The organism is Streptomyces sp. NPDC006174 (assembly GCF_040614075.1).
Taxonomy (GTDB): domain Bacteria; phylum Actinomycetota; class Actinomycetes; order Streptomycetales; family Streptomycetaceae; genus Streptomyces.
Genome location: NZ_JBEXTJ010000021.1, coordinates 15,002 through 38,137 on the forward strand (window position 1 = coordinate 15,002; position 23,136 = coordinate 38,137).

General features: G+C 72.2%; 9 protein-coding genes. 4 read left to right on the plus strand and 5 right to left on the minus strand.

From position 1 onward, the window contains the following. Window positions 1–11: 11 nt before the first annotated feature. The 3 genes from ABZ267_RS32555 to ABZ267_RS32565 form a co-directional block, all read right to left on the minus strand. Entirely contained in the window at window positions 12–770 is a 759-nt protein-coding gene (locus ABZ267_RS32555; RefSeq protein WP_356755510.1) for an alpha/beta fold hydrolase, read from the minus strand. Continuing rightward, entirely contained in the window at window positions 760–14,862 is a 14,103-nt protein-coding gene (locus tag ABZ267_RS32560) for an SDR family NAD(P)-dependent oxidoreductase (RefSeq protein WP_356899736.1), read from the minus strand. Before ABZ267_RS32560 ends, ABZ267_RS32555 begins: the two co-directional genes overlap by 11 nt. Before the next feature lie 140 nt (window positions 14,863–15,002). Then, window positions 15,003–16,073 carry a cytochrome P450 gene (locus ABZ267_RS32565; protein ID WP_356755506.1) on the minus strand — a complete coding sequence of 357 codons (1,071 nt, stop codon included), beginning with the start codon at window positions 16,071–16,073 and terminating at the stop codon, window positions 15,003–15,005. A 226-nt stretch (window positions 16,074–16,299) separates the two neighbouring features. On the opposite strand from ABZ267_RS32565, the gene ABZ267_RS32570 reads away from it, so the two are divergent. Further along, complete coding sequence (locus tag ABZ267_RS32570) at window positions 16,300–17,151, plus strand: alpha/beta fold hydrolase (protein ID WP_356755504.1); 852 nt, start codon at window positions 16,300–16,302, stop codon at window positions 17,149–17,151. 68 nt (window positions 17,152–17,219) lie between these two features. Here the strand turns inward: ABZ267_RS32570 and ABZ267_RS32575 are convergent, their stop codons facing one another. Both ABZ267_RS32575 and ABZ267_RS32580 read right to left on the minus strand, forming a co-directional pair. Continuing rightward, on the minus strand, window positions 17,220–18,152 hold the full coding sequence (locus ABZ267_RS32575) for a ParB/RepB/Spo0J family partition protein (RefSeq protein WP_356755502.1): 933 nt from the start codon (window positions 18,150–18,152) through the stop codon (window positions 17,220–17,222). Between the two features lie 699 nt (window positions 18,153–18,851). Then, window positions 18,852–19,136 (minus strand): hypothetical protein, encoded by a 285-nt coding sequence (locus ABZ267_RS32580; protein ID WP_356755500.1) that lies wholly within the window; start codon window positions 19,134–19,136, stop codon window positions 18,852–18,854. Between the two features lie 337 nt (window positions 19,137–19,473). On the opposite strand from ABZ267_RS32580, the gene ABZ267_RS32585 reads away from it, so the two are divergent. The 3 genes from ABZ267_RS32585 to ABZ267_RS32595 all read left to right on the plus strand — a co-directional run bounded on the left by ABZ267_RS32585 (window position 19,474) and on the right by ABZ267_RS32595 (window position 23,021). Next, window positions 19,474–20,667 (plus strand): helix-turn-helix domain-containing protein, encoded by a 1,194-nt coding sequence (locus tag ABZ267_RS32585; protein ID WP_356755498.1) that lies wholly within the window; start codon window positions 19,474–19,476, stop codon window positions 20,665–20,667. Further along, the gene (locus ABZ267_RS32590; RefSeq protein WP_356755496.1) at window positions 20,664–21,296 is read left to right on the plus strand and encodes a transcriptional regulator; all 633 of its coding nucleotides are present in this window, start codon (window positions 20,664–20,666) and stop codon (window positions 21,294–21,296) included. Before ABZ267_RS32585 ends, ABZ267_RS32590 begins: the two co-directional genes overlap by 4 nt. A 78-nt stretch (window positions 21,297–21,374) precedes the next feature. Further along, window positions 21,375–23,021: a pyruvate, phosphate dikinase gene (locus ABZ267_RS32595; protein ID WP_356755494.1), complete on the plus strand. Its 1,647-nt coding sequence runs from the start codon at window positions 21,375–21,377 to the stop codon at window positions 23,019–23,021. Window positions 23,022–23,136 lie beyond the last annotated feature (115 nt).

Below are 23,136 nucleotides of genomic sequence, written 5' to 3' on the forward strand. Positions count from 1 at the left end.
CGAAAAGCGTCTCACGGGCGTTGCGGCACAACAAGGCTTCGCCGGACGAGTTCCAGCAGTTCGGCAGCGTTCTCGTTCAGGAAGAAGTGACCGCCGGGAAAGACCCGGAAATCGAATGCCGCGTCGGTGTGCCGCTGCCAGCCGGCGGTGTGCTCCGGCCCGGCCCTGGGGTCGTCGCGGCCGACGAGCACGGTGAGCGGCGCCCTGACGCGGGCTTCGGGAGGAGAGCGGTAGCCGGCCAGTGCCCGGTAGTCGTCGCGCAGCGCGGGCAGGGCGGACCGCAGCCGCTCCTCGTCGGCGATGAGCTGGTCCCCGGTCCCGCCCAGCGCGCGCAGATCGGCGATGATCCGTTCGTCGCTCCACCGCTCCGGCCGGACTTCGAACGCCGGGCAGGACGGAGCCCGGCTGCCCGACGCGAAGAGGTGGCCGACGGCCCCCGGCCGCTCGTCCTCCAGCAGCCGTACGGTCTCGAACGCGACCAGCGCGCCCATGCTGTGCCCGAGAACGGCGGTCGGCAGCTCCCGCTCGGCCAGCAGGGCGTCGGCCGCGCCGCGTGCCAGCCCGTGGATGCCGGTGGCGGCCGGCTCCGTACGACGCCACTGGCGTCCGGGGTACTGGACGCCCACCACCTCCAGACCGGGCGGCGCGGCGCGCACCAGCGGGAAGACGGCGCCGGCCGAACCGCCTGCGTGCGGGAAGCAGACCAGACGGAATCGTTTGTCCCGGCCCGGATTGAAGGACATCGTCCAGCGGCCCGCTTCAGTGGTCACGGCCGGCCTCCGACCCGTCGTCGATTCGGCGGCCGGCGTGTGCGTTCCTGGATTTCCCGAGGCTCGCCCCGGCCGCTTTCCCGCCGTTCTCCGATTCCTCCGGCCAGTCGGGGCGCTCCTTCCGCAGATGGCCTGCCAGCGCGCTCGGGGTCGGGAAGTCGAAGATGAGCGTGGCCAGCAGCGGAATTCCGGTCGCCGCGACAATGCGGTTACGCAGTTCGATCGCCCCGAGCGAGTCGAATCCGAGTTGCGGGAAGAGCGCGTCGGGCGCGACGGCCTCCGGCGAGTCGTGTCCGAGTACGGAGGCGGCTTCGGCCCGCACCAGTTCGAGCAGTGACCCGCGCCGCTCGGGGGTGGCCGACGGGGCGGAGTCCGTACCGCTGCCGGTATCGGCCGCCGCCGGGGCGCCGTTCGCGCGGGCAGGCGGCCGAGGCGGGTCGAGGCGGGCCGCGACGACGGCCGGTACGCCGGTGGCGAGCGCCTCGTCGAAGAGGGCCAGGCCGCGTTCCGCCGACAGGGCGAGGATGCCCTGGCGGGCGAGCCGTTCGTGGTCCTGGGCACGCAGCCGCCCGGTGATGCCGCTCGCCGGCTCCCACAGCCCCCAGGCGATCGACAGGCCGGGGAGCGACCGGGCCCGGCGGTGCTCGGCCAAGGCGTCCAGGAAGGCGTTGGCGGCGGCGTAGTTGCCCTGGCCCGCCGAGCCGTTCACCCCGGCGACCGAGGAGAACAGGACGAAGGACGACAGGCCGAGGTCTGCGGTCAGTTCGTGCAGGTTCAGCGCGGCCACCGCCTTGCCCCGGACCACCTCCGTCACGGCGTCCCGGGTCAGCGAGCCGATCGCCGCGTCCTGGGTGGTGCCCGCGGCGTGCACCACCGAACCGATCCGGATGCCCCCCTCGGCCAGCTCGGCCAGGAGTGCCGCGAGCGCCTCCCGGTCTCCCGCGTCACACGCCGCGACGGTGACGCGCGCTCCCAGTCCGCGCAGTTCGGCGGCCAGTTCGGCGCTGCCGGGGGTCGCGGGGCCGCGTCGGCCGGTCAGCACCAGGTCGCGTACCCCGTGCCGCGTCACGAGGTGCCGGGCGGTGAGCCCGCCCAGCGTGCCCAGACCACCGCTGACCAGCACCGCGCGGTCGGTCTCGAAGTCCCGCACGGTGAGGACCACTTTGCCCACGTGGCGCGCTTCCGCCACATACCGGTAGGCGGCCGGAGCGTCGCGGAGGTGGCGCAGGGTGACCGGCGGCGGGGTCAGCGTCCCGTCCTCGAAGAGCCGCAGCAGCTCCGCGAGCATCCGCCGGATGCCGTCGGGCCCGGCCTGCCGGATGTCGAAGGCGGTGTACGCGGCGCCGTCGTGCGCGGCGGCCACCTCGCCGGGGTCGCGCGGGTCCGTCTTCCCCATCTCCAGGAACCGTCCGCCCGGGGCGAGGGTCCGCAGGGACGCGTCGGTGAGCGGGCCGGCCAGCGAGTTCAGCACCACGTCCATGCCCGCGCCCCGGGACGCGGCGCGGAAGGCGCTCTCGAACGCGTCGTCCCGGGACGAGGCGAGGTGGTCGGTGTCGAATCCCGCGGCCCGCAGCACCGGCCACTTCGCCGGACTCGCGGTGGCGAAGACCTCGGCACCCACGTGCCGGGCGAGTTGCCGGGCGGCGAAGCCGACCGCACCGGTCGCCGTGTGCACGAGGACCCGCTCCCCCGCTCGCAGCCGCCCCAGCTCGACCAGCCCGTAGTAGGCGGTGAGATAGGCCACCGGTACGGCGGCGGCCTGGGCGAGGGACCAGTGGGCCGGGACCGGGGCGAGCAGCCGCTCGTCGGTCACCGAGACCGGTCCGATCCCGTCGAACAGGCCCATCACACGGTCTCCCGGCCGCAGCCCGCCGACGCCGGGACCGGTCTCCACGACCACGCCCGCGCCCTCCACGCTCTGCTGCCCCTCACCCTCGGGCACCCCGGCCCGGGGCTCGACGACACCCAAGGTGAGGAGCACATCACGGAAGTTGACGCCGGCGGTGTGCAGCGCCACCCGCACCTGGCCCGCGCGGAGGGGCGCGTCGGCTTCCGGCCAGTCCACCAGAGCCAGGTCGCCGGGGGTTCCCCGGCCGACGAAGTCCAGCCGCCAGGCTCCCTCTCCGGCCGGTACGTCGAGCAGCCGGCCGGTGAGAGGGGTCGGCTCCGGGGTGAGCCACACCCCCTGCCGCAGAGCGACCTGGGAGAGGCGGGACGCGATGGCGCGCCCCAGCGACCGGGCCGACTCCGGGCTCGTGTCGAGGTCCACCAGCTGCACCCGCCCCGGCTCCTCCTGCTGCGCGCACCGGGCCAGCCCCCAGACGGCGGCCGCCGCCGCGTCCCGGGCCGGATCGTCCTCGCCGGTGCCGACCGCGTGGCGGGTCACCACGACGATCCCGCACCCCGCGAGCGCCGGTTCGGCGAGCACCTCCTGGACGACGGCCAGGACACCGGCGACCACCTCGCCGACCTCGCCCATCGCGCCTGCGGGGCAGGGGACCACCACCGCGTCGGGGACCGCACCCTGCCGGACCAGCTGCGCGACGTCGAAGCAGTGCTCGGCGTCCAGGGTGCGCAGGGCGTCGGACGCCGGATGCGTCGTGGGGCCGCCCGGACCGATCAGCACGAACCGCTCGGGCGTCACCCCGCGTTCGGGCCGCTCGTCATCGGAGCGTTCGGGCCGCTCGTCGTCGGGGAGCTGGTCGGTCGCCGTCCATGTCAGCTGCCGCAGTCGGCTGTCGTCCGCCGGTGAGGGGGCGCGCAGGCTCAGGCCCTCGACCGTCAGGACCGGGTTGCCGTCGGTGTCGGACAGCTCCACCGCGACCTCGTCCTCCCCCACCGGCGTCAGCCGCACCCGCAGCCGCTTGGTGTTCGCAGCCGCGTGATGGGTCATGCCGCGCCAGGTGAAGGGGATGCGGAGGGCGCGCGCGCCCGCCTTGCCGGCGAGGCCGTGGAGTTCGACGGGGTGCAGGGCCGCGTCGAGCAGGGCGGGGTGCAGGCCGAAGAGCGAGGTCTGCGAGGCGATGGCGGCGGGCGGTTCGAGCTCGGCGCAGATGCCGTCGGCCGTACGCCACAGGGTGCGGAGCCCACGGAACGCGGGGCCGTAGGAGAGCCCGCGGGCAGCGAGGGCGGCGTACTCCGCCTCGCCGTGCTGCGGGAGCGGCTCCGCGTCGGCCGGCGGCCACAGGGCCGGCGGCACCGGGGCGGTGGCGCCGGACGGAGCGGTGGCCAGTATGCCGGTGGCCGTGGTCCTCCACTCGCTGTCGACGGCGCCGGGTGTCCGCGCGTGGACGGCCAGGAGGCGACGGCCCGAAGCGTCCGCGGCGCCCGCCACCAAACGGAGTTCGACCGCCGCCCCGTCGGACAGGGCGAGCGGGCTCTCCAGGACCAGCTCCTCCACCCGGTCGCAGCCCGCGTCCCGCGCCACCTGGCAGGCCAGTTCGGCGAGCACGGCACCCGGCACCAGGCCGCGTCCGGCCACGACGTGTTCCGTCAGCCAGGGAAGCCGGGCCGGGTCGAGGTGGCCGGACCACACCAGCTCGCCGGAGCCGGGCAGATCCAGCGGTCCGCTCAGTACGGGGTGGCCTCCCGCGCGCGGACCGACCGGTCCCGTTGCCGCGGCCGGGTGCCCGTCTGCGGGTTCGGTCGGGTTGAGCCAGTACCGGCGGCGTTCGAAGGGGTAGGTCGGCAGCGTGGTCAGTTCGCCGCCCCAGGCGGCTGCCGCGGCGGGCCAGTCCACGTCGAGCCCGGCGGTGAAGCCGGCTGCGAGCCCGTCGGCCACGGCCCGCGCCTCGTCGCGGCCGCCGCGCAGGAGTGGGACGACCACGGGACGGCCCGGCGCCTCGTCCGGGTGCCGGTCCTCGGTGGGAGCGGTGAGCACGGCCGACGCCATGGACGACAGGGTGCTGTCGGGGCCGATCTCCACGAAGTGCCGGCCCCCTTCGGCGCGGGCCGCGGCGATGCCGTCCGCGAACCTGACCGGGCGCCGTATGTGCTCCGCCCAGTAGTCCGGGGACATCAGCTCCGCCGCCTCCGCAGGCCGCCCCGTCACGTTCGAGATGACCGGCAGCACCGGTCGCCGGTACGTCAGCCCCTGCGCGATCTCCCTGAACTCGTCCAGGACCGGCGCCATCAACGGCGAGTGGAAGGCGTGGCTGACGGTGAGCGCGGTGGTGCGGTGACCGGCGGCGCGCAGCCGCGCGACCACGGAGGAGACCGCCTGGCTCGCGCCGGAGACGACCACCGACCGGGGACCGTTGACCGCGGCGACACCCACCTCGTCCGCCAGACCCGCGAGCAGCGGTTCGACATCCGCCAGACCCGCCCGTACGGCGACCATGGTGCCGCCGGCCGGCAGGGACTGCATCAACCGACCCCGGGCGGACACCAGTTGGGCTGCGTCCGGCAGCGAGAGGACACCGGCGACATGGGCGGCGACCAGTTCGCCGACGGAGTGCCCCAGCACGATGTCCGGCCGGACTCCCCAGGACCGCACGAGCTGGAAGAGCGCGAACTCGGTGGCGAAGAGCGCGGGCTGGGTGAAGCCGGTCCGGTGCAGTGCCGCTGCCTCGGCGACCGCCGGGTGCGCGAAGACGACGGAGGCCAGGGGCCGGTCCAGGTGGGGAGCGAACGCGGCACACGCCTCGTCGAAGGCTTCGGCGTACACCGGGAACCGCTCGTACAACTGCTGGCCCATGCCGAGCCGTTGCGTACCCTGCCCGGCGAACATGAAGACCCGGCGTTCCTCCGCCGGGCTCACCACGCCCCGGGAGACGCCGGTCATGGTGCGGCCCTCGGCCAGGGCGGCGAGTCCGGCGCGCAGTCCCGCCTCGTCCTCGGCGACGACGGCGGCGCGGTGGCCGAACCCGGACTGGACGCGGGCGGCGGTGTAGGCGACGGCGGCCGGATCGGGGGAGCCGGTCGGTGCGCTGACCAGTTCGTGGAGCCGGCGGGCTTGGGCGCGCAAGGCCGTCGCCGTCTTCGCGGACAGCACCAGGGGCAACACCTCTTTCGCGCTTGCGACTTCAGCAGGCTCCTCGGCGTCGGGTGCGGGGGGTTCCTCCAGAATCACGTGGGCGTTGGTCCCGGAGATCCCGAACGACGACACACCCGCCCGCCGCCGCCCACCATCCACCGGCACCCACGGCACCTCCCGCGTCAACAACCGCACCCCCTCCCACTCCACCCCACCCACCGGCTCCACCACATGCAACGACCGCGGCAACACCCCATGCCGCAACGCCTCCACCATCTTGATCACCCCACCCACACCCGCAGCCGCCTGCGCATGCCCGATATTCGACTTCAACGACCCCAACCACAACGGCCGCCCCACCGGCCGAGAACGACCGAACACCTCCACCAACGCACCCACCTCAACCGGATCCCCCAACACCGTCCCCGTCCCATGCCCCTCCACCACATCAACCTCCCCCGCCGACACCCCCGCATCAGCCAACGCCAACCGCACCACCCGCTGCTGCGCCACACCACTCGGCGCCGTCAACCCATTCGACGCCCCATCCGAATTCACCCCACTCCCCGCCACCACCGCCAACACCCGATGACCCAACCGCCGCGCCACCGACAAACGCTCCACCAACAACATCCCCACACCCTCCGACCACCCCGTCCCCGAAGCATCCGAAGAAAACGAACGACACCGCCCATCCCCCGACAACCCACCCTGCCGAGAAAACTCCACAAAAGCCCCCGGAGTCCCCATCACCGTCGCCCCACCCACCAACGCCACATCACACTCACCCGACCGCAACGAACCCACCGCCAAATGCAACGCCACCAACGACGACGAACACGCCGTATCCACCGTCAAAACCGGACCCTCCACCCCCAACACATACGCCAACCGACCCGACAACATCCCCCCAGCAGAACCCGTCAACAAATAACCATCCGACCCCCCACCCCCCTCCCACAAACGCGGCCCATACTCATAACCCATCCCCCCAACAAAAACCCCCACCCCACCACGACCCCGCAACGAACCAGGCGCCACCCCCGCCCGCTCCAAAACCTCCCACGACACCTCCAACAACAACCGCTGCGCCGGATCCATCCCCGCCGCCTCCCGAGGCGACACACCAAAAAACCCCGCATCGAACAACCCCACACCCTCAACAAAACCCCCCTCACGCACCCCACACACCTCACCCGACAACACCCCAGCACCCCACCCCCGATCCACCGGAAAACCCGACACCACATCCCCACCAGACACCACCACATCCCACAAACCCTCAGGCGAAACCACCCCACCCGGAAAACGACAAGCCATCCCCACAATCACCACAGGATCATCCCCGGAATCGGAATTCTTCGATCGCGAGGGCGCGGGGAGTTTCACCGGAGACGGTGCGGACGGAGAGACGCCGGAAGGGGGATCCACGAGCAGTGAGCCGAGGAAATCACCCAACGCAAGCGGCGTCGGGTGATCGAAAACAATCGTGGGCGGCAACCGCAGTCCCGTCACCTCGCACAGCCGGTTGCGCAATTCCACCGCCAGCAGCGAATCGAAACCCATGTCCCGGAATGCCAGACCGGCGTCGACACCGCTCCCGCCCATGACATCGCCGGCGATCGATATGACCAGTCGTCGGCTCTCCGCTGTCCTCTCCCCCTCCGGAAGACCGGCTATCCGCTCCGACCACACGGTCCCCGCCGGCCCGGCGACGGCCGTGGCCGTGGCTGTCGCTGTGGACGTAGCTGTGGCATCGCCGGAGTCGGCGGCGGTGGCGTCGGTGGAGGCGGCGTCGGTGGAGGTGGTGGACGGCGCGAAGGACGGGTCGAGGACTGCGGCCACCACGGTCGGCAGGTCCAGGGTGCGGGCGGCGTCGTACATGCGCAGGCCGCGGGCGGCGCCGATCGGCCGCAGACCCGTGCGGCGCGCGAGCCGCTCGACGTCGGGCGCCGTCAGCCGTCCCGCCATCCCGTCCGGCAGGTCCCACAGGCCCCATGCCAGCGAACGGGCCGGGAGCCCCAGGGCCGAGCGATGCTGGGCGAGGGCGTCGAGGAACGTGTTGGCCAGGCTGTAGTTCCCCTGTCCGGCGGCACCCAGCGTGCCGGAGGCGGAGGAGAAGAGGTCGAAGAAGGCGAGCGGGGCCGAACGGGTCAACTCATGCAGATTCCACGCGGCTTCGGCCTTCGGCCCGAATACGGCAAGGAGTTGCGCGACGGTCAGCGACCGGACGGTCGCGTCCTCGACGATGCCGGCGGCGTGGACGATGCCGGTCAACGGGTGTGCGGCGGGGATGGACGCGAGCACCCCGGCGAGTGCCTCCCGGTCACCGCAGTCGCAGGCGACGATCCGTACGTCGGCACCCATCTCCTCCAGATCGGCCGCCAGTTGGTGTGCTCCTGGAGCCTGGGGGCCCCTGCGGCTGGTCAGAAGGAGACGCCGTACGCCGTACCGGGCCACCAGGTGCCGAGCGACGCGGGCACCGAGTGCGCCGGTGCCGCCGGTCACCAGAACGGTCCCCTGCGGGGCCGGGTCCGGGGCAGGGCCGGTGGTGCCGGGTTCCGTCACCCGGCTCAGTCGCGGTACGAGCAACGCACCCTGGCGCACGGCAAGTTCGGGTTTGCCACCGGTCGCCAGCGCAGCCAGGACAGCCCGCCCGAGGCCGGTCGCGTCCAGGTCCTGGTCCAGGTCGAGGAGGACGAAGCGGCCCGGCTCCTCCGACTGCGCGGTGCGGAGGAGTCCCCACAGCGGTGCGTGCACCAGATCCACCGGGGCCTCGTCGGATCCGGTGGCGGTGTGCACCGCCCCCCGCGTCACGAACACCAGCCGGGTGTCGGCGAACCGCTGGTCCGCCAGCCAGCTCTGCACCAGCCCCAGGGTTTCCCGGGCGACGCGCCGGACATCCTCGGGTATCCGTGCCGCGCCGTCCTCCGGCACCGGCAGGCAGGGCACGAGTACGACGGCCGGCGGCCGAGCCCCGGCGTCGACGCGCGCCCCCGCCGCCGAGACATCCGCGACGGTGGTGAGTCCCGGCGCGGAGGTGGGCCCGAGCACCCAGCAGGTGTCGGCGTCCGGGGCCGCCTGGGCGGTGGGGCCGTCGGCCAGGGGACGCCACGCCACCTGGAAGAGTCCGTCGTACGCGGGGTCGGCCGAAGGCGCCCGCAGCGTCAGCGAGTCCACGGCGGCCATCGGCGTGCCGTACTGGTCCGCGATCCGCAAGGCCACCGCATCCGGGCCTGCGGGCGAGACCCGCACGCGCAGCTCCGTCGCGCCGGTCCCGTACAACCGGACGCCGCTCCACGAGAAGGGCAGCCGCACACGGCCGTCGGTCGCGGCCTGCCACACGGTCGCGTGCAGCGCGGCGTCCAGCAGCGCCGGGTGCAGGCCGTACCCCGATGTGTCGGTTCCGGCGGGCAGCCGTACGTCGAGAAAGGTGTCCGCACCCAGCCGCCAGGCGGCCCGCACGCCGCGGAAGGCGGGGCCGTACCCGTACCCGGCCTCGGCCAGCCGTTCGTAGAGGCCGTCGACGGCGACGGGCTCCGCGCCCGGGGGCGGCCATGCGGCCAGGTCGAAATCGGCGGGTGTCCGAGGCGCGCGCGGTGCGAGCACGCCGGTCGCATGACGGGTCCAGTCGGGGGCGCTCCGGTCCGCTCGGGTGTCCCGTGTGGTCTCCTCGGCGCCGCCGGTACGCGCGTACAGGGTGAACGGCCTCTCACCCGCCGCACCGATCGCGCCGACCAGGAACTGGACCTCGACCGTTCTGCCGTCCGCACCGAGCCTGACCGGCGCTTCCTGGGTCAACTCCGTGACCGTCGCGGCGCCGTCGAGCGCGGCGATGTGCGCGGCCAGTTCGACGAGCGCCGCTCCCGGCACCACGGCCTCCCCGGCGATCGTGTGATCGGCCAGCCAGGGGTGGGTGAAGGTGGACAGGGCACCGGAGAACGCCTGGGCGTCGCGGTCCGCGAGGGAGACGGCGGTGTCGAGAAGCGGATGTGCGCCGCTGTGCGCCGGGCGGGGCGCTTCGGCGTTCAGCCAGTACCGGCGCCTCTCGAACGGGTAGGTCGGCAGCACGACCAGCGGCCGCCGGGGGAGGACGGCCTTCCAGTCGACCGGCAGCCCCCGGGTGTAGGCGGCGACCAGTGCGTCCAGGAGGCCGGCCGCGCCGCTGGAGCCGGGGCGCAGGGCGTCCAGCACGAGCGCACGGTCGGCGTCCCGGTCGCGGAGTCCTCCGACGAACCGGTCGGCGGACGGCATGGCGACGATGGTCCGGTGCCCGTTCTCCGTGAGGTGCCGCAGCGCGGTGTCGAGACCGGTGGTCTCCCGCAGGCCGCGGAGCCAGCTCTCGGAGGTCACCTCGCGCCCGGCGTCGAGCGGCAGCCCGGTCCGCGACGAGCAGAGGTCGGCCGTCGTCCGGCGCGGGGCAGTCGCGGAGAGGGCGGCACGCAGCTCCTCCACGGAGCCACCGCGCACGAAGGCCGCACACAGCCGCGCCGCCTCCTTGAGGCCCAGCGCTCCGGTGACGTGGGCAGCTGCGATCTCGCCCACGCCTCGGCCCAGCGCCGCGTCCGGTCGTACGCCGTACCGCTCCCAGAGCCGGGCCAGCCCGATCCCCAGCACGAAGGCAACGGCCTCCGGCGGGTCGGCAGGTGACATCTCGCCGACGTTCCGTCCGAGGTGGGGGGCGAGTGCGGCGGCGCAGGTACGCACCTGGTCGGCGAACACGGGTGAGGCGTCCATCAACTCACGCGCTGCGGAGATGACTTCGGGGCGCCCGTCGGCCGTGGCCTCGCCCGAGCCGGCACCGAAGACGAAGACGGTCCGGCTCCGCGCGCTCGCGGTCCCGGTGGACAGCAGGTCGTCCGTCCGCCCGGTCGCCAGGGCCTGGAGCCCCGCCCGGTAGTCGCCGCCCTCGCCCGGCAGCACGGCGGCCCGGTGGTCGAACCCGGACTGGACGCGGGCGGCGGTGTAGGCGACGGCGGCCGGGTCCAGGGGGGCCTCGCGTCCGGTGCCGCCGACGGTCGAGCCGGGATCGTCCGAAAGGAAGTCGTGGAGCCGGCGGGCTTGAGCGCGCAGCGCTGTCACCGTCTTCGCGGACAGCACCAACGGCAACACCCCTTCCACTCCGGCGAGTTCGTCCGACGCCTCACCGTTCAACGCGGAAGATTCCTCGGCGTCGGGTGCGGGGGGTTCCTCCAGAATCACGTGGGCGTTGGTCCCGGAGATCCCGAACGACGACACACCCGCCCGCCGCCGCCCACCATCCACCGGCACCCACGGCACCTCCCGCGTCAACAACCGCACCCCCTCCCACTCCACCCCACCCACCGGCTCCACCACATGCAACGACCGCGGCAACACCCCATGCCGCAACGCCTCCACCATCTTGATCACCCCACCCACACCCGCAGCCGCCTGCGCATGCCCGATATTCGACTTCAACGACCCCAACCACAACGGCCGCCCCACCGGCCGAGAACGACCGAACACCTCCACCAACGCACCCACCTCAACCGGATCCCCCAACACCGTCCCCGTCCCATGCCCCTCCACCACATCAACCTCCCCCGCCGACACCCCCGCATCAGCCAACGCCAACCGCACCACCCGCTGCTGCGCCACACCACTCGGCGCCGTCAACCCATTCGACGCCCCATCCGAATTCACCCCACTCCCCGCCACCACCGCCAACACCCGATGACCCAACCGCCGCGCCACCGACAAACGCTCCACCAACAACATCCCCACACCCTCCGACCACCCCGTCCCCGAAGCATCCGAAGAAAACGAACGACACCGCCCATCCCCCGACAACCCACCCTGCCGAGAAAACTCCACAAAAGCCCCCGGAGTCCCCATCACCGTCGCCCCACCCACCAACGCCACATCACACTCACCCGACCGCAACGAACCCACCGCCAAATGCAACGCCACCAACGACGACGAACACGCCGTATCCACCGTCAAAACCGGACCCTCCACCCCCAACACATACGCCAACCGACCCGACAACATCCCCCCAGCAGAACCCGTCAACAAATAACCATCCGACCCCCCACCCCCCTCCCACAAACGCGGCCCATACTCATAACCCATCCCCCCAACAAAAACCCCCACCCCACCACGACCCCGCAACGAACCAGGCGCCACCCCCGCCCGCTCCAAAACCTCCCACGACACCTCCAACAACAACCGCTGCGCCGGATCCATCCCCGCCGCCTCCCGAGGCGACACACCAAAAAACCCCGCATCGAACAACCCCACACCCTCAACAAAACCCCCCTCACGCACCCCACACACCTCACCCGACAACACCCCAGCACCCCACCCCCGATCCACCGGAAAACCCGACACCACATCCCCACCAGACACCACCACATCCCACAAACCCTCAGGCGAAACCACCCCACCCGGAAAACGACAAGCCATCCCCACAATCACCACAGGATCATCCCCGGGAGATTTCCGGGAGTGCGCGGCGGGAATGCTCGCGGAATCGGCATCCGGAGCGACCGAAGAAACCTCCGAACGATCCGTTGAATCGTTCTGGGAGTTCTCCGAAGAATCCTTCTGCAAAGCGGTCAGCAGTTCGCTCAGGGCCTCCGGCGTCGGGTGATCGAACACCGCCGTCGACGGCAGGTCCAGGCCCGTCACTTCGCCCAGCCTGTCCCGCAGTGCGCCCATCATCAGGGAATCGAAACCCAGGTCCCGCAGGGCGACCCGCCCGTCGAATTCACCGCCCAGCACTTCACGGACGACGGAGAAGACGGTCTGCTCGGCGGAGGCGCGGGAGCGGCCGGGCGGTGCGGGCTCCGGTTCGGCGGCTGCCGCCGGCCACCAGTAGGACTCGCGCTGGAAGGCGTACGTGGGCAGGTCGACGGTCCGGGGCCGTGCGCCGGCGAAGGCGGGGCTCCAGTCGACCGGTACGCCCCGCACGTACAGCTGTCCGACAGCCGCCGCGAAGCTCCGCCCCGACGCCGTCGGCTGCGGGATGGGCCACGCCCCGGTGTCCGGCGTGCGGACACCGAGCCGGCCCGTCGCGTCCAGCCACACGGTGTCGGCGGCAGGAGGTCCGGTGAGCTCCTCGTCCCCCGGCGGCACACCGTCCGTACTCACCAGGCGAGCGCCCTCCTGGGGCGTCAGCAGGCCCCGGACGACGGCGGCGGCGACCGCGCCGGGCCCGGGCCCGGCGCTCACCGCGTCCGGCGTGACCCCGTACGCCCGCCAGACCGCGGCGAGCGCCACCATGACGGCGAAGGCGCACGCCTCCGCGGCCCCCGGTGCCGGCTCACCGGTCGCGGTGGAGCGCAGGTGATCGGCGGCGGATCCCAGGCCGCACGGTGCGAACATCCGGTCGCACTCGGCCAGTTCCGCCTCGAACTCCTCCGATACGGCGATGAGTTCGCGCCCGGCGTCGAGGCACGCGTCGACCGTGCCGGGGAAGACGAGCGTCAGGGGCTGCGCCTCCGGTACGAGATCGTCCGTGACGAACACGACCGCGTCCGAGCCCTCGTCCGTTCCCTCGCCCATGCCCGGGTCCGTGGTCAGGTCCGGGCCGAGGGCCAATGCGTCGAGGGCCGCGACGAAGTCCGCCCGGTCCGTCGCGAGCACAACCGCCCGGTGGGTGAAGGCCGTTCGGGTGGTGGCGAGCGAGTAGCCGATGTCGGCGATCGTGTCGGACGGGTTCGCCTCCACGTGGTTCCGCAGCCGCCGTGCCTGGTCCCGCAGGGCCTGCGCGCCGCGTCCCGACAGCACCCACGGCACCGGGGCGGAGGCCGGTCGGTGCGCGCCGGCGTCGTCGGCCGACGGGCCCAGGAGGGCTGTTGCGCCGGACGCGGACCGGGGCGCGGCCGTCACCACGAGGTGGCAGTTGGTGCCTCCCATGCTGAACGAGGAGACGCCCGCCGTACGGCTCGCGCCCTCCGCCGCCGGCCACTCCTCGGTCCGTGTCTGCACCCGCAGGCCGAGCCCGTCGAGGTCGATCTCGGGGTTGGGGGTCTCGAAGTTGAGGCTCGCCGGGATGATGCCGTGGGTCAGTGCGAGGGTGGCCTTGATGAGTCCGGCGATACCGGCTGCCGCCTCCAGGTGGCCGATGTTGGTCTTGACCGAGCCCACCCGGAGCGGATCGCGGTCTCGCCGGTCCGCACCGAACACCGCGCCGAGGGCCTCGGCCTCGATCGGGTCGCCCACCTTCGTCCCGGTGCCGTGGAGTTCGACGTACTGCACGTCCTCGGGCGCGACCCCGGCCTGGCGGTGGGCCGCCCGCAGGACGTCGGACTGCGCTGCCGCGCCGGGCACGGTCAGTCCCTCGCCCTTACCACCGTGGTTGACGGCGCTGCCTCTGATCACCGCGTGGACGCGGTCGCCGTCGGCGAGCGCCCGGGCCAGCGGTTTGAGCACCACGAGGCCGGCCCCCTCGCCCCGGACGAAGCCGTTGGCCCCGGCGTCGAAGGCACGGCTGCGACCGTCCGGGGACAGCCCGCCGAAGGCGGCGGCCACCTCGGCGCCCGCCTCGGTGCTGTTCAGCTGGACACCGCCGACGAGGGCCAGGGACGACTCTCCGGCGCGCAGGCTGGTGCAGGCCAGATGTACGGCCACCAGGGAGGACGCCTGTCCTGTGTCGACGGTGATGCTCGGACCGTGCAGATCGAGGGCGTACGACACCCGGTTGGCGATGATGCTGCGGTGGATCCCCGTCATGGCGTGGTGGGTGAGGGGCGCCGCGCCGTCGCGCCGGATGACACCGTCGTAGTCACCGGACGAGACTCCGAGGAAGACCCCGGTGTCGCTGCCGTGCAGGTCGGCGGGGAGCAGTCCGGCGGACTCCAGGGCCTCCCAGCTCACTTCCAGCGTCAGCCGCTGCTGCGGGTCCATGGCGTTCGCCTCGCGCGGGGATATACCGAAGAAGCCGGCGTCGAACCGGTCCCGGTCGAGGTGTACGCCCTCGTGCCTGCCGGTCGCGGGCGAGCGGGTGATGGCGGAGCGGCCCTCCCGCAGCAGACGCCAGTAGTCGCCCGGCGAGGGGGCCTGCGGGAAGCGGCACGCCAGGCCGACGATCGCGATCACCTCGCCCCCCGTCGCTCCCGCTCCCGCGATGCCGTCCACCCCATGTGCTGCCACTGTCGTTCCCCGCCCCTTCTGGTCACTCCGGTACTGCCTGCCTTGGTTTCCCCGGGTCTTCCGGAGCCGTCAGCCCCTCACGAGCCGCCCACCGGCCCCGTCGGCCCTCCGGATCGGGCGTGGGTGGCCCGGCCGCCGACTCACCAGGTCACGCGCAGCGAGCTGAGCCCCCGCGTGATCAGCCCGTCCTTCCACACCACGGCGGCGCGCGCCGGGGACTCGTCCTCCGCCAGCCGCAGTTCCGGGAAGAACGCGAACAGCTGGAGCAGCGCCGAGCGCACCTGGAGCCTGGCCAGCGGTGCTCCGAGACAGCGGTGGATTCCGTGCCCGAAGGTGAGGTGGGCGGCCGACCGGTCGTCCCGCAGGAATTCAGGTCCTGTGAATGCGCTGCCGTCGCGGTTTCCATGCAGCAGGGAGACGACGACCGCCTCTCCCGCACGAATACCGATACCGCCGATCTCGATATCCTCAAGGGCCACTCGCGGGAAACTGATGGCCGTCGACGGGGTGGCGCGCAGCAATTCTTCGACCAGGGCGTCGACCCGGTTCTCGTCCTTGACCCATTCCCGGGGGACTCCGCCTTGGAGTACCGCCAGGGCGGCGAGGCCGATCTGTCCCACCGTCGTCTCGTAGCCGGCGGTGAGCAGTGCCAGGCCGAGACTGACCAGTTCGGCCTTGGACAGGGCGTCGCCGTCGTGGGCCCGGATGAGGTCGGTCAGCAGGTCGTCATCGTCCCGCAGCCGCTTGCGGTCGATGAGAGTGGACATGTAGTCGACCAGCAGGAGCTGTTGCCTGCTCTTCTCCAGATCGCTGCTGGCGGTGATGTCGAACAGCACCTCGACGGAGGAGTCGAAGACTTCCCGGTCCTCGACGGGCACCCCGAGCAGGGCGCCCAGCACGGCCACCGGGAGGGGTTCGGCGAACGAGGCCACCAGGTCGGCTGAGCCGCCGCCGCGGCTCATGCCCTCCAGCAGGTCCGTCGCGGTCCGCCGCACCAGCGGGGCCATCGCGGACACCTTCCCCGTGGTGAAGGCCGCGACGACGATCCTGCGCAAGCGGGCGTGGTCGGTGCCGTCCAGACTCATCATCGAGGTCGGGGACGGTGCCGCCGAGTTCAGCCGCGGCGCACCGGGGGCCACCGCGGCGGCCCTGCTGAACCGCCGGTCGGACAGCACCAGGCGGCCCAGGGCGTAGTCGCTCACCAACCACATCGCGTCACCGGGCGGCGTCCGTATGCGTTTTACCGGATCGGTCGGAGTGCCCGCCATGAATTGCGGTAACGGACCCAGCTGATGCAGATGCAGCACGGCGGACAACCCCGACACCTCGCCCCTTCTCGAAAACCGGCCGGACAATCGATCCGATGACCAACTCGCTTCATTCGTGCGATATTCGGTGGCCCCGGTCCGAACGTCAGCGTAGCCGCACACCTGAGATGTGACCACGGACGATCGGGAACGCCGGAACAAGGACGAGAGGGTTTCCATGGATTTCTCGCTCAAGCAGGGAACATTCAGCACCGGGCTGCCCTACCTGGCCTTCGGCTCCGGAAAGCCGCTGGTTTACCTGTCGGGATTCACGATGACGCACACGGTGCCGCCGCCCGGGCCGCAGCGCGGCAGAGCGGCCCGGCTGGTGGCTCCGTTCGTCGCCGGGGGGTACGAGGTCTTCTGGACCAACCGCCGCCCGGGCATGGCGGCCGGCATGACGATGGGCGATGTGGCCGCCGAGCACGCCGAGGCGCTGCGTACCCGGTTCGCGGGCCCCGTCCCCGTACTGGGACACGCGACCGGTGGCTCGATCGCCCTCCAACTGGCCGTCGATCACCCCGAGGTGGTGGACCGGCTGGTCCTGGCCAGTACGGCGTACGCCCTGGGGCCGGTCGGCAGGCACTTCCACCGGGACATGGTCGCGGCAGCCGGACGCGGCCGCTCCGGCATGCACCGGGCCGCTCCCGGCATCACCCGCAACCCCGTGCTGCAACGGCTGCTGGTGGCGCCCCTGTGGCTCGCCGGGCGGCTGAATCCACCGCCCCCGGATCCTTCGGACATGACGGCGATGCTGCTGGCGGAGGACTCCTTCGACGTCCGGGACCGGCTGGCCGAGGTGACGGCGCCCACCCTGGTGCTGTGCGGTGGCCGGGACCACTTGTGGCCGCCGGAGATGTTCGACCGGACCGCCGCCGGCATACCCGGCGCCCGGCTGGTGCGGTATGCGCGGCGGGGCCACAACATCCTGGCCGCCCCGGAGTTCGTCCAGGATGTCCGCTCGTTCCTCGACGCTCCCTGACGCGCCCGCCGACGGGCCGGGACGCGGGCCGGGCGTCCGGTCCCGGCGTGCGGCCCCCGAACTCCGTTTCAACCGGCCTCCGTCGATCCTTCGGCCGTACGTTCCGCCAGCCGGTCCGCCAGGAGCTGCCACGTGTTGGCGCACTCCCGGGCGAGTCGCGCCACGACCTCCTGGCGGTGGGGCGGCACCGCGTCCACGATCCGGGACCATCCGTCGGCGTCGACCGCGCAGACCCGCAGCGCGCGCAGCAGGACCTTGCCCGCCATGGTGAGCCGCAGTGAGGGGTCTTTGCTCAGGCTCACCAGAAGGACGTCGCTGTCCGGGCGGCCCGGCCCGAAGGAGCGCGGGGGCGCCGGTCTCGACGGGCTTTCGCGGCCGCCGGCCTGTTGCTGCTGCGGCGTCACCAGGGGCTCACCACGGTTGAGCCGGGCGCGGACGTCGCTGGCCGTGGCCGCCGAGATCCCGGCGAGCCTGGCGATCTCCCGCAGCGAGGCGGCCGGGTTCGCCCTCATCAGCTCCCCGGCGCGCAGCCGTCCCTCGGCTCCGTTGCGGGGGCGCATCCGTCCGTCCCGGCCGATGCTGGCGTTCGGCTGCTCATTTTGCGCAGTCGAACGCTGGCGTATCGCCCCCACCGTGTTGGCGGCCAGCCCCACGACCTCGGCGATCCGGCGGTCGGACCACTGGGTGTGCGACGCGATGATCCGGGCCGCCGCGGCCTTCCGGTCAAAGAGCGACAGAGGCAGTCCGTGTTCGCTGTTCAGCCGGACCGCCAGCACGAAGGCGTCCGCCTCCGAACCGTCGAAATAGCGGACCATGATCCGGTCGTCGCCGCGCACGACCGCCGCGCGCAGCCGGTGCGCACCGTCGATGACGCGCATCGTGGGACGATGCACCAGGATGGGCGGGAGGCGCGCCTGGAGCGTCGCCAGCAGCTCGACGTGCTCCTCGTCCTCCTTGCCGGATCGCGGGCCGTCGAAGGCCGCCAGGGCCGCGACGGACACGCATTCGGCGGCCGCTAACCGAGCGCCTCCGGCGGCCGATCCTCCCGTGGCCGAGGCGGCTTCCGTCCCGGTGTCCCCTCCCGGCGCGTCGAAGCCGGAGCCCTCCGGCGTACGCGCGGCGGGTGCTTTCAATCTACCGATCATTGATCAATCACCTCGGGTGCGGGTTGAGGGCGGGAGGGCGATCGTGCGTCGGAGGAATGGAGCAGCCGGAAGGGCCGCTGCGGGCGGGTGCTTCCGGTGTGGCTCGGCGGCTCGCCGCGCCTGACCGGCGAAAGCGGCACGCGCGCCGCGGGGGCGCGCCGAAAGGATTTCTCCATGGCTTTTCGGCGCCATGTCGCCGCGGACAGATCGGAATAGAAAAGGGGACGACGGCCGGTGTGGTGGCGGGTAAACGGGAACAGGCCGCACAGCCGTCGCACAGAAACATCGCCCCCCGTGGCAGATAATCCTCGTCCGGCGGATTCCTTGCTCGCCTCTTCGAGCACGGAGCACCGTGACACTGAGAAAATTTCATCGCTTTTGATCGATGTCTGTCAAGATGAAGAACCTGTACAGCGCATTCGTCAGCATTGCTGCGGACTGGTCATTTCCTCGTACGCCGACAGCGCTGAAGCCTGGCGCCGCACGGGCGACGCGGCGATGATGGTCGTTGGACCGGACCGCTGCCGGAGCGGCCCCAGGGGACAAAACGCACGGTCACCACGTGCGGAAGGAGGTGTTCCGATCACGGCGGCGCACCTCGGCGAGCAGGCCCGGCCAGTCGAACGAGGCGCCCCCGTGGGCCCGTCGGAGCCGGCGCAGCAAACGCCGGCGGGTCAGCCGGAAGGCTATACCGCACACCATCAGCGAAATTGCTGGCGCCACCGCCATGAAAGAAAGCCCGAAAAAGTGGCGTGTGCGCGGCTCATATGTTCCGAGAGCAGCGCAGTGGGCAACATTTTCGATCTCGTCACGGCTGAGAAACTCATAAGGTGCGACCATCGCCCGAGAATCTCAGCGTCCGGGGATTCGGGCAAGGATTTCCTTGGTGCATTGCGCGACGGTCGGCGCCTGCGGAATGGAGGACTTTCGGGAGAACACGGAGAAAGCAGGGCCGCCGCTCCATGGGCCGACCCTGCTCGGTACGTCTGACGGCACGTCCGGCGGGCCTTCCGGCGGCCTCGCGCCAAGGGACGCCAAGGGCTTCAGCGTTCGGTGATGCCGTCACGACGCCATCCTCAAGCCGCCTTTGCCACCAACTCGGATGTTCCCATCATCGGGATGCTCCGTGTATATTTCAGTTCCGAACAGCGGACGACCGGACGGAGAGGAGTCGCGGATGGTGCGGTTGACCCGGGCTCAGCAGCAGGAGCGCACCCGCGCGGCTGTACTCGCCGCAGCTCAGGCGGAGTTCACCGAGCGCGGATACGCGGCGGTGAAGGTGGACGAGATCGCTGAGCGGGCCGAACTGACCCGTGGCGCGGTGTACTCGAACTTTCCGAGCAAACGCGCTCTCTATCTGGCGGTGCTGATCGACATGGTCGAGCGCAGTGCCAGGGCCGAGAGCAGCGGCGTGGCAGAGCACACGGCCGCAGCTGGGCGCAAGGCCGCTGCCGAGCGCGAGGCGACCGGCGCGGCTCAGCCGCCCGCATCATCCGTCGCCGACACATTGGGCGCGTTCGCCCGGACCTGGCTCGAACGCATGCCGCTGGCCGGCGACACCCCCTCGCCCGGCCGGATGCGTCTGCGCTCATCGGCCGCGCTGCTCGACGACGAACCGATCCGCAACGCGTTCGGACAGGTGACCCACCTGGAGGCGCTGCTGCTCGCACTCGCGCTCGAGGCGCAGGCACCCGGCGGTGTACCGTCCGGGCGGCAGGTCCGGCGGGCCCAGCTGGTCATGAGGCTGCTGGACGGTGCGGGTCCCTCGGCGGATCCGGCACTCGGCTTCGGCGATCCCTTCGACATCGTCCAGGCCTGCGCGCATCTGGGTGGCCTCGCCCTCGACGACACCTGGAACCCGCCGCATCTGCCCTACGTCCCGCCGGCCCGCGCCTGCCACGACCCCTGGTCCCCGCCACGGGAGATGCTGGACCTCATCACGCACCGTCCGGTGGCCTTCACCGATGACGGGGTGATCACGCTCCTCGGCACCAACCGTCTGAAGGCCGCCGAGGAAGCCGTCCGCGCCGCACGCGCCGGCGACCTCGTCACCGTGGTCGTCACGACGGCCGACCCGGCCGAGACCGGTCGCCTCGTCCAGCTGAGGGCCGGTGACTTCGCCCGGTGCCTGCGGCGCGTGTTCGAGCCCGGTGTCTGGCCGCGCCTCCGCCTGATCCTCGACGAGCGCGGTCTGCTGGCGTCCGCCGTCGGCGTGCCGGACGCCGACGACACCACCGAGTACGCGGTACGGGTGCGGCACGGCGCGATCGTCACCCGAGCCCAAGGACCCGGTGCCGCTCATGGAGCGGCCACCTTCGATCTCACGACCGCAGCTGTCTCCGACACCACACCTGATGGGGCCGCACCATGACCCAGCCCGTTTCGTCCTACGCGACCAGCACCGATCTGCTGGTGCTCCACACCCTGCGCTGCATCGGCTTCTCCGGCCTGGCCGGAGTGGCCAAGGCGTCCGGACTCCCTGAGTCCGACGTCGAATCGGAACTGATCGACCTCGCCGTGGCCGGACTCGTCACCCATGCCTCCGGCGACTTCGGCGGCTGGGGCCTTTCGGAGGAGGGCCGGGCCGCGGACGCCGAGCGGATCGCCGAGGAGCTGACGGCGGCCGGAGCCCGGGAGCGGGTGACGGCGGTGTTCGATCAGTTCCTGGTGCTCAACCCCGAGCTGCTCGACCTCTGCACGGCGTGGCAGACCCGTACCGCGGACGGCACCATGACGATGAACGACCACAGTGACTCCGCGTACGACGCCCGGGTCCTCGATCGGTTCACGGAGTTCCACCAGCGCGCCGAGCCCCTGTGCGCCGAGCTGTCCGGTGTTCTGCTCCGCTTCCAGCGCTACCCCGTCCGGCTCGCCGACGCCCTCGCCCGGGCGAGGGCCGGCTCCCTGGAGTACGTGACGGACAGCACCGCCTCGTACCACACCGTCTGGTTCCAGCTGCACGAGGACCTGCTGGCCACCCTGGGCCTCACCCGCCACTGACCCCGCAGTTCCGCCACCCCGCGCGGGCTCCGGGCCCCGCAGCCGCACCAGCGAAGGCGACGCAGAGATGACTACGCGATGACCTGGATCCATCCGCTCTCGGCCGAGGTCGAGGAGACGGCGGAGGTCCTCGGCGGAAAGGCACACGGCCTCGTCGTGCTCCACCGTCTGGGGCTGCCCGTGCCGCCGGGTTTCGTCATCACCACGCAGGCGTGCCGCGCCTTCCTCCGTACCGGGGAGCTGCCGACCGGTCTCGACGCCCAACTGGCCGACGCCGTCGCCGGATTGGAGGCGGCCACGGACCGCCGGCTCGGCGGTCCGCAGCGGCCGCTCGCGGTGTCGGTCCGCTCCGGGGGCAGCGTGTCGATGCCCGGCATGATGAGCACCGTGCTCAACCTCGGACTCACCACCGGGGCGACCACCGCGCTGGCCGACGAGACGGGCGACCTGCGGTTCGCCCTCGACTCCCGGCTGAGGTTCCTGACCAGCTTCGCCGCCGGGGTCGCCGGTGTGGGCCCGGAGAGCCTGGCGGCCGTCGACCGGGCGCTCGCCGGACAGGACACCGACCCGAGCCGGCTCGCCGAGGCCATCGGGAAGGTCGAGCGGCTCATCGCGGAGCGCGGCGGCGACACCGTGCCCGAGGACGCCACCCGGCAGGTGGAGCTGGCCGTCGCCGCCGTGTTCTCGTCCTGGAACACACCGCGCGCGAAGACCTACCGCGAACTGCACGGCATCCCGCACGACCTGGGCACCGCCGTGACCGTACAGGCGATGGTGTTCGGCAACCGCGACGGGCGCAGCGGAACGGGCGTCGCGTTCAGCCGTGACCCCAACACCGGCGAGCATGTCCCCTTCGGTGAGGCCCTGTTCGGCCGCCAGGGCGAAGACGTCGTCTCGGGTACGTCGTTGACCGAGCCCCTGGGTGAACTCGCCGTCCGGGAACCCGAGGTGTGGGCGGGCCTGCTGTCCGCCCTGGCCCGGCTCGAGGAGCACTACCGCGACGCGTGCTACGTCGAGTTCACCTTCGAGGCGGGCGAACTGTGGATTCTCCAGGTGCGCCCCGGAAGGTTCGTCGGGCGCGCCGCGGTCCGGGTCGCGGTCGACCTCGCCGAGGCGGGAACGATCACCCGCGAGGAGGCGCTGCTGCGTGTGGCACCGCAGCATCTCCCGCAGGCCCGTACGCCGCGCATCACGGGGATCGAACCCGGTGACCTCTTCACCCGAGGGCTCGGCGCCTCCCCCGGTGTCGCCGTCGGCCGGGTGGCGACCACCGCCGACAGCGCGGCGCGGATGGCCGCCGCAGGGCCGGTCGTCCTGGTGCGCCCCGAGACCTCTCCGCTGGACATGCACGGCCTGGCCGCCGCCGCCGGGGTCGTTACCGCTCGCGGCGGCCCGACCAGCCATGCGGCCGTCGTGGCGCGGTCGATGGGGAAACCCGCCGTCGTGGGCGCGGCGAGCCTCACCGTGGACGCCGTCGACGGTTGCGTCCGGGCGGGCGGGCGGACCCTGCCCGAGGGCACCCTGATCGGCGTGGACGGGACGGGTGGCGAGGTCGTCGTCGGGGAGCCCGGCGTCGCCACGGCATCGACCGACCCACAGCTGCACCGCTTGCTCTCCTGGGCCGACGATGTCGCGGGCGGCGGGGCCACCGGCCGCGACGAGCCCGAGCGCCTCTCGGCGGCCCAAGCGGTCCTGCGCGGCGGCGGAGACCGGACGAGGAGCTGAGCGTACGCGGATGGCTCCGCACCGACCCTGACCCGCCCCTTGGCGGGTGAGGGTGGAGGGCTGCGGGATCACGGCGCGGGGGAGGGCCGTGATCCCGCAGGTTCGAGGGTGACGA

What these genes read in the sequence shown, in the direction of transcription:
- ABZ267_RS32590 (WP_356755496.1), top strand. Translation starts at nt 20,664, where the DNA reads ATGACCCAGCCCGTTTCGTCCTACGCGACCAGCACCGATCTGCTGGTG.
- ABZ267_RS32580 (WP_356755500.1), bottom strand. Translation starts at nt 19,136, where the DNA reads ATGGTCGCACCTTATGAGTTTCTCAGCCGTGACGAGATCGAAAATGTT.
- ABZ267_RS32585 (WP_356755498.1), top strand. Translation starts at nt 19,474, where the DNA reads ATGGTGCGGTTGACCCGGGCTCAGCAGCAGGAGCGCACCCGCGCGGCT.
- ABZ267_RS32595 (WP_356755494.1), top strand. Translation starts at nt 21,375, where the DNA reads ATGACCTGGATCCATCCGCTCTCGGCCGAGGTCGAGGAGACGGCGGAG.
- ABZ267_RS32565 (WP_356755506.1), bottom strand. Translation starts at nt 16,073, where the DNA reads ATGTGGTTGGTGAGCGACTACGCCCTGGGCCGCCTGGTGCTGTCCGAC.